Source organism: Mycoplasma sp. CSL10137, from assembly GCF_017116845.1.
Lineage (GTDB): Bacteria > Bacillota_I > Bacilli_A > Mycoplasmatales > Metamycoplasmataceae > Mycoplasmopsis.
The window spans coordinates 1-811 of the sequence record NZ_JAFIRE010000010.1 but is presented as its reverse complement, the minus strand read 5'-3'; the positions used below and the strand labels follow the sequence as shown (position 1 = coordinate 811).

Sequence of the window (811 nt, the reverse complement as noted above, 5' to 3'; positions counted from 1 at the left end):
ATTAAAATGTCTTAAATACATCTTAACTTCTAAACCTATCAATTTATTAGTAATGGTCAGCTAAATGTATTACTACACTTACACATCCATCCTATCAACCTCGTAGTCTACAAGGAATTTCAAGGGAATACTTATCTCTGAGGAGGCTTCCCACTTAGATGCTTTCAGCGGTTATCCTTTCCGTACTTAGCTACCCAGCTATGCTCCTGGCGGAACAACTGGAACACCAGCGGTACGTCCACTCCGGTCCTCTCGTACTAAGAGCAGCTCTCATCAATATTCCAACGCCCACATCAGATAGGGACCGAACTGTCTCACGACGTTCTGAACCCAGCTCGCGTACCGCTTTAATTGGCGAACAGCCAAACCCTTGGAACCGACTCCAGCTCCAGGATGCGATGAGCCGACATCGAGGTGCCAAACCTTGCCGTCGATGTGATCTCTTGGGCAAGATAAGCCTGTTATCCCCAGGGTAACTTTTATCCGTTGAGCGACTGCCGTTCCATGACGTACAGCCGGATCACTAAGTCCTGCTTTCGCACCTGCTCGACTTGTAGGTCTCGCAGTTAAGCACACTTCTACCTTTGCGCTCTACATACAGTTTCTGACTGTATTGAGTGTACCTTTGAACGCCTCCGTTACTTTTTAGGAGGCGACCGCCCCAGTCAAACTACCCACCACGCACTGTCTCCTCGCCGGATAACGGCGACAGGTTAGAAACTCAACATACCAAGGGTGGTATTTCAAGGTCGACTACTCTAAGACTAGCGTCTTAGCATCAACGTCTCCCACCTATCCTACACATGTTAGG

Annotated in this window: 1 rRNA gene; it reads right to left on the bottom strand. The window is 48.3% G+C overall.

Annotated elements, in window-relative coordinates:
* Positions 1–25: 25 nt before the first annotated feature.
* Positions 26–811: ribosomal RNA gene (locus JXZ92_RS03445) — 23S ribosomal RNA — on the bottom strand; the annotation flags it as partial.